The sequence below is a fragment of the Xanthomonas sp. SHU 166 genome, from assembly GCF_000364685.1.
Taxonomy (GTDB): Bacteria; Pseudomonadota; Gammaproteobacteria; order Xanthomonadales; family Xanthomonadaceae; genus Xanthomonas_A; species Xanthomonas_A sontii.
The window spans coordinates 1-6,462 of sequence record NZ_AQOJ01000581.1 but is presented as its reverse complement, the minus strand read 5'-3'; the positions used below and the strand labels follow the sequence as shown (position 1 = coordinate 6,462).

Below are 6,462 nucleotides of genomic sequence, written 5' to 3'. Positions count from 1 at the left end.
TGGAACGCATCGAGAGCGGCTGGTGGGACGACGGCGACGTGCGCCGCGACTACTACGTCGTGCGTACCCGCCAGGGCCAGCGCGCCTGGGCCTTCGCCCCGACCGACGCGCCGGACGCACTGATGCTGCACGGCTGGTTCGCATGAGCCACACCCCGCCGCATCCACGCATGCCGCCGCGCCTGCGGCTGCTGCCGACGCCTGCCCCTGCGCCAACCAGTGCACCCGCCGCCAACGTGCCGCGCACGCCAGCCGACCCCACCCTGCCCGACTACGCCGAACTGCATTGCCTGTCCAACTTCAGCTTCCAGCGTGGCGCCTCGCACCCCTGGGAACTGTGCGAACGCGCGCTGCACCATGGCTACCGCGCCCTGGCGATCACCGACGAATGCAGCCTGGCCGGCATCGTGCGCGCCTGGCAGGCGGCCCGGGACATGGGCCTGCACCTCATCGTCGGCAGCGAGATGCAGTTCGAGCATGGCCCCAAGCTGGTGCTGCTGGCCGAGACCCTGCATGGCTACCAGCGCCTGTGCCGATTGATCACCCTGGCCCGGCGCCGCGCCGACAAAGGCAGCTACCGCGCGCTGCGCGAGGATCTGGCCAGCGCGGACGACGGCTCGGGCCTGCTGTGCCTGTGGCTGCCGCGCGGCGACGGTGACGACGCCGCGGACGGCGCCTGGCTGCAAGCCGGTTTCCCGCAGCGGCTCTGGCTGGCGGTGGAACTGCTGCGCGGCCCCGACGATGCCGCGCTGCTGCAGGCGCGCCTGCAGTTGGCGCATGCACTGCAACTGCCCGCCGTGGCCAGCGGCGACGTGCACATGCACGCGCGCGGCCGCCGCGCGTTGCAGGACACCTTGACCGCGATCCGCCAGCGCCTGCCGCTGCACGAAGCCGGCGCCCACCTCTATCCCAACGGCGAACGCCACCTGCGCCCGCGCGCCACGCTGGCGACGCTGTATCCGCCGGAACTGCTGGCCGAAACCGTGCGCATCGCGCAGCGCTGCACATTCGACCTCGGCCAACTGCAGTACGAATACCCGCACGAACTGGTGCCGCCCGGGCACACGCCCACGCAATGGCTGCGCATCCTCACCGAACGCGGCGCGGCGCAGCGCTGGCCGCACGGCGTGCCGGACAAGGCGCGGCGCCTGATCGAACACGAACTCGGCGTGATCGAGCGGCTGAAGTACGAGTCCTACTTCCTCACCGTCTATGACCTGGTGCGCTTCGCACGCTCCAAGGACATCCTGTGCCAGGGCCGCGGCTCGGCGGCGAACTCGGCGGTGTGTTATGCGCTGGGCATCACCGCGATCGATCCGGACCGCATCGGCATGCTGTTCGAGCGCTTCATCTCCGAAGAGCGCAAGGAGCGGCCGGACATCGACATCGATTTCGAGCACGACCGCCGCGAGGAAGTGATCCAGTACATCTTCAGTCACTACGGCCGCGAGCGCGCCGCGCTGGCGGCGGTGGCGATCAGCTACCACACGCGCAGCGCGGTGCGCGACGTGGCGCGTGCACTGGGCCTGCCCAGCGACACCGTCGATGCGCTGTCTTCCGCACTGGGCCAGCGCGACCCGGTGGAATCGGCGCAGGAGCTGCTGCGCGAACACGGCTTCGACCCGGACACGCCGGTGATGCGCCGGCTGCTGGTGCTCACCGGCCAGTTGCTCGGCTTCCCGCGGCATCTGTCGCAGCACCCCGGCGGCTTCGTCATCTCCGAGCATGCGCTGCACACCCTGGTGCCGGTGGAGAACGCGACCATGGCCGAGCGCACGGTGATCCAGTGGGACAAGGACGACCTGGAACTGGTCGGACTGATGAAGGTCGACGTGCTCGCGCTGGGCATGCTCAGCGCGCTGCGACGCACTCTGGATCTGCTGCGCGCGCACCGCGGCCGCGACTACACGCTCGCCACTATTCCCGCCGAAGACCCGCAGACCTACGCGATGATCCAGCGTGCCGACACCATCGGCGTGTTCCAGATCGAATCGCGCGCGCAGATGGCGATGCTGCCGCGGCTGCAGCCGAAAGAGTTCTACGACCTGGTCATCCAGGTGGCGATCGTGCGCCCCGGCCCGATCCAGGGCGGCATGGTGCATCCGTACCTGCGTCGGCGCAGCGGCGAGGAGGCCACTGACGATCTGCCAGACGAGTTGCGAGAGGTGTTCAAGCGCACGCTCGGCGTGCCGCTGTTCCAGGAACAGGTGATGCAACTCGCGGTGGTCGCCGCCGGCTACACGCCGGGCCAGGCCGATCAGCTGCGCCGTTCGATGGCGGCCTGGAAACGCCACGGCGGGCTGGAACCGCATCGCGACAAGTTGCTGCAGGGCATGCTGGAGAGGAACTACAGCGCCGAATTCGCCGCACGCATCTTCGAGCAGATCAAGGGCTTCGGCAGCTACGGGTTTCCCGAAAGCCACGCCGCCAGCTTCGCCCTGCTCACCTACGCCAGTTGCTGGCTCAAGTGCCACGAACCGGCGGCATTCACCTGCGCGCTGATCAACAGTTGGCCGATGGGCTTCTACAGCCCCGATCAGTTGCTGCAGGACGCGCGCCGCCACGGCCTGCAGGTGCGTCCGGTGGACGTGCGCTACAGCGATTGGGATTGCAGCCTGGAAGCGCATAGTCCCGACCCGCAGGTGCAGCCGGCGATCCGCCTGGGCCTGCGCCTGGTCCGCGGCCTGGCCGAGGACGCCGCGCTGCGCCTGCAGCAGGCGCGTGCGCAGGCGCCGTTCCACGACCTCGCCGACCTGTGCCACCGCGCCGTGCTCGACGACAAGGCCCGCGCCGCCCTCGCCGACGCTGGCGCGTTGAAAGCGCTGGCCGGCCATCGCCATCGTGCCCGCTGGGCAGTGGCCGGCGTCGAAGCGCAGCGCCCCCTGTTCGAAACACTCGCGGCCACGCCCGAGCAACAGGTCGCACTGCCGCTGCCCAGCCAGGGCGAGGACATCCGCGCCGACTACGCGACGATCGGCACCACCCTGGGCAAGCACCCGCTGACCCTGCTGCGCGCGCAGCTCCGGGCACGCCGCTACCGCCATTCCGGCGAACTGCGCGCGTTGCCGCATGCCAGCGCCGTCGCCATCGCCGGCCTGGTGACCATGCGCCAACGCCCGCAGACCGCAAGCGGCGTCACCTTCGTCACCCTGGAAGACGAGCACGGCCTGGTCAACGTGGTGGTGTGGCGGCGCCTGGCCGAGCGCCAGCGCCAGGCCCTGCTCGAATCCCGGCTGCTGCTGGTGCGCGGCCGCATGGAAACCGCCGATGGCGTGCGCCACCTGATCGCCGGCCATCTCGAGGACCTGACGCCCATGCTGCTCGGCCTGGATATCCGCAGCCGGGATTTTCATTGAGGCCAGCAGTTTGTTTTCCAGATGATTTCTGCATGAGGATCTCGCGATTGCGAAAATCTCAAGCATCATAGAAATCGTAGAAAATCTTCCTGAGGTGCCGACAAGTAGTCGGCACCAGATACAGCATCAGGGGCACTCAGGCAGACTCAACAAATTGTCGGGCGTGTCGCTGTCCGCCTCGGTTCGAAGGTACTTCCTGCCGTTTCTGGAGGCCACGATCACCCGCCTTTCATGGCCTCCGACGTGCGTATAGAAAGACCACTTCCCCGATTCAATACCATTGATGGCTTCGTCAAGGGTCAGCTTCCATCTTGCGCCATCGGGGTTTACTCCGCCAACGTGCGTAATGCGGTTGTACTTGTCCTGCCTGTCATCTTTGTTGATGCAACCAATCTTATGGCGACTTGCCATGTGTCCTCTCCTTGGTACGCCGGGGACCGCTCCCCGGTCGAAGCCAAGCATACACAAAGTGCGACGCAATTCACACTTTAAGCATAAGGCTGAGGGAAACCAAGATTGAGGTGTAAACAAGCTCTCAAAGCTGGGCCATATCCAGCTTTTTAGCTCTATGCATCAACCTGATAAGGGCTAAGCGACATGTAGTCAGAACGTCCTCTAGACAAGCCCAAGCCCGTATCGCTTTTGGCAGCGCTCGCAGAAGAACGCGCGCCGCTGCGCCTTGCCGAGTTGCTTGCGATACGTGAGCAAATGACCGTCGCGCGGACACACCGTCTTGGTGTGCACCTGGTAGTTTTTCTTCAGTTCGTAGGCTTTCTTCCAACGATAGAAATCGAAGCTGTACTCACGCGCCTGTGTCACCAGTTCGCCCAGCTTGCGAGGCGGCAACGCGCCGATCTCGCTCTCGGGATGCACACGGATGCGGTGCAGCACCTCGTTCTTGATGATGTTGCCGACGCCGGCGAACACATCCTGATCCAGCAAGGCATCGGCGGCGAGTGTATGCGGCCGCAGCCGCAACTTGCGCCGCGCCTGCGCCGCATCCCAGTCGGGATTCATGACGTCCGCGGTCCAGTCGTAGGCCGCATCCAACGGACCGTCGATGAACTTGATCGAACACGCGTAGAAGTTCAGCTCCTCGCCCTTGGCGAAGCCCAGGCTCAGACGCGCCGACGCGTCCTTACGTGCATTGATCCGGTAGCTACCGAACAGCAGGAAATGGATGCGCACACTGAACGCATCGAACTCGATCAGGAAATGCTTGCCCCAACTGCGCAGCGACAGGATCTTGCGACCGCGCATCCGCTCCAGGTCCAGCTTGCTGTTGCCGGACACCCGCAACACCTTGCGCCCGGCGAACGCGGCGGCTTCTTCCTTCAGGATGACGATCGAGGGACCTTCGGGCATGCGTGCAGTATCGAGCGATGTTGTGATCGGGTCGTGAGCCGGTCGCATCCAAGTGGTCATCGCTTGGTGACTCCACCCAGAATCTCCACGCATCCGGTCAAGGGATGCCCGTTGACAGGGGCACACGTGAGCGTACAATTTATTGTACAACTCGGAGCCATCATGGACACCATCACCTACAGCGCCGCACGTGCCGCTCTCGCGGACACCATGGACCGCGTGGTCAACAACCACGAGCCGGTGATCATTACGCGCAGCCGCGAGCAAGCCGTCGTCATGCTGTCGCTGGAGGACTACAAGGCGATGGAAGAAACCGCTTATTTGCTGCGTAGCCCGAAGAACGCGCAGCGCCTGCTGGAATCCATCGCACAACTCGAATCCGGTCGCGGCAAGGCGCGGGAACTGAGCGAGTGACGCTGCAGTTCTCGGACAACGCCTGGGAGGATTATCTCTACTGGCAACAGGCCGACAAAAAGATGCTCAAGCGCATCAACGACCTGATCAAGGCCATTCAACGCGATCCCTTCCAGGGCATCGGCAAACCCGAACCGCTACGCCATGCACTTGCAGGCTACTGGTCGCGACGCATCAACGACGAACACCGGATCGTCTACAAGGTCGAGCATGGCGTTCTGCTGATTGCACAAGTGCGATATCACTACGTTTAACCTCAATGCCTGCGTGAGGCACGCAATTACTGATAGAGACTCCATCTCGCAACAACGAAAAAGCCGGCACTAGGCCGGCTTTTTCATTGACACTCAATTCGTGGTGGGCGGTGCAGGGTTCGAACCTGCGACCCTTGCCGTGTGAAGGCAATGCTCTACCGCTGAGCTAACCGCCCGTGTCGCGAGCCGCACATTATAGGGCTGTGGCGCGCGGCGTCAATGGGTCATTTCGATGTCGGTGGCGCGGCGTCGCCGCGCGGCCGCTACATGGTCTGGGTGGGCTTGTCGGCGTTGAGGATGCCGGCCAGTTGGGTCTCGATCTTGGTGCGGATGGTCTCGCCTTCGCTGTTGTCCGGCAGTTGCACGCCGATGCCGGCCGCGCGGTTGCCCTGGGCGCCGACCGGGGTCACCCAGATCACCTTGCCGGCCACCGGCAGGCGCTCGCTGGAATCGGGCAGGGTCAGCAGCAGGAACACCTCGTCGCCGAGGAAGTAGCGCTTGGGGGTGGGCACGAAGATGCCGCCGTTCTTCACGAACGGCATGTAGGCGTTGTACAGCGCCGCCTTGTCCTTCACCGCCAGCGACAGGATGCCCTGGCGTCCGCTCATCGCGCTCATCGTTGTGCCCCTTTCCGGACCGGGCGATCGCCATCGCGCCAGGTCAGCAACAGTTCCGCGATCGCCAGGTCGGCGCGCACGGTGGTCCGCAGCAGGTCGCGGGTGCGATTGGCGGCGTCGAACCACGCGGCCAGCTTGTGCAATCGCGCCGGGTCGGTCAAGCCGGCCTGCGACGCCTGGGCAAGCGCCAGGTCGGCGGCATGGCCCAGGCGCTGTTCGGCCAGCGCGTCGCCGCTCCAGCGCTGCGCGGCGTCCAGCGTGCCGAGCTTGCCGGCGGCGACCTGCTCCAGGTCGGCGGCCACCTGCCGGCGCAGCTTCAATCCGTCCTCGCGCAGCCACTGCGCGGCCAGGCCGGGATGGCCACGCGCGGCATCCAGCGCTTCGCGTGCGGTCTTCTCGGGAAAGTCCTGGGCCAGCAACCAGGCGATCGCTTCGTCGGCCGGCGGCAGCTTGAACT

6 protein-coding genes, 1 tRNA gene and 2 pseudogenes are annotated in these 6,462 nt (G+C 65.6%); 4 read left to right on the top strand and 5 right to left on the bottom strand.

Annotated features, from left to right (window positions below; translation table 11 throughout):
• Both D180_RS23505 and D180_RS14535 read left to right on the top strand, forming a co-directional pair.
• Window positions 1–146, top strand: a pseudogene (locus tag D180_RS23505) (DNA polymerase Y family protein); the annotation flags it as partial.
• On the top strand, window positions 143–3,355 hold the full coding sequence (locus D180_RS14535) for an error-prone DNA polymerase (protein ID WP_043091027.1): 3,213 nt from the start codon (window positions 143–145) through the stop codon (window positions 3,353–3,355). The pseudogene D180_RS23505 and the gene D180_RS14535, both read left to right, overlap by 4 nt.
• 126 nt (window positions 3,356–3,481) lie before the next feature.
• Here the strand turns inward: D180_RS14535 and D180_RS23070 are convergent, their stop codons facing one another.
• Both D180_RS23070 and D180_RS14530 read right to left on the bottom strand, forming a co-directional pair.
• On the bottom strand, window positions 3,482–3,766 hold the full coding sequence (locus D180_RS23070; RefSeq protein WP_081616499.1) for a DUF3892 domain-containing protein: 285 nt from the start codon (window positions 3,764–3,766) through the stop codon (window positions 3,482–3,484).
• Window positions 3,767–3,970: 204 nt separating this feature from the next.
• On the bottom strand, window positions 3,971–4,720 hold the full coding sequence (locus D180_RS14530; protein ID WP_017913367.1) for a DNA-formamidopyrimidine glycosylase family protein: 750 nt from the start codon (window positions 4,718–4,720) through the stop codon (window positions 3,971–3,973).
• A gap of 162 nt (window positions 4,721–4,882) precedes the next feature.
• Here D180_RS14530 and D180_RS14525 point away from each other — a divergent pair, with 162 nt between their 5' ends.
• On the top strand, window positions 4,883–5,134 hold the full coding sequence (locus D180_RS14525; RefSeq protein WP_017907919.1) for a type II toxin-antitoxin system prevent-host-death family antitoxin: 252 nt from the start codon (window positions 4,883–4,885) through the stop codon (window positions 5,132–5,134).
• A complete protein-coding gene (locus D180_RS14520; protein WP_017907918.1) occupies window positions 5,131–5,388 on the top strand; it encodes a Txe/YoeB family addiction module toxin in 258 nt (85 codons plus the stop codon). The genes D180_RS14525 and D180_RS14520 overlap by 4 nt, the downstream gene beginning before the upstream one ends.
• Before the next feature lie 101 nt (window positions 5,389–5,489).
• On the opposite strand, the gene D180_RS14515 is transcribed toward D180_RS14520, so the two are convergent.
• The 3 genes and pseudogenes from D180_RS14515 to D180_RS14505 form a co-directional block, all read right to left on the bottom strand.
• A tRNA-Val gene (locus D180_RS14515) sits at window positions 5,490–5,564 on the bottom strand.
• Between the two features lie 87 nt (window positions 5,565–5,651).
• Window positions 5,652–6,005 carry a PilZ domain-containing protein gene (locus D180_RS14510; protein ID WP_010342469.1) on the bottom strand — a complete coding sequence of 118 codons (354 nt, stop codon included), beginning with the start codon at window positions 6,003–6,005 and terminating at the stop codon, window positions 5,652–5,654.
• Window positions 6,002–6,462: pseudogene (locus D180_RS14505) on the bottom strand (DNA polymerase III subunit delta'); the annotation flags it as partial. The gene D180_RS14510 and the pseudogene D180_RS14505, both read right to left, overlap by 4 nt.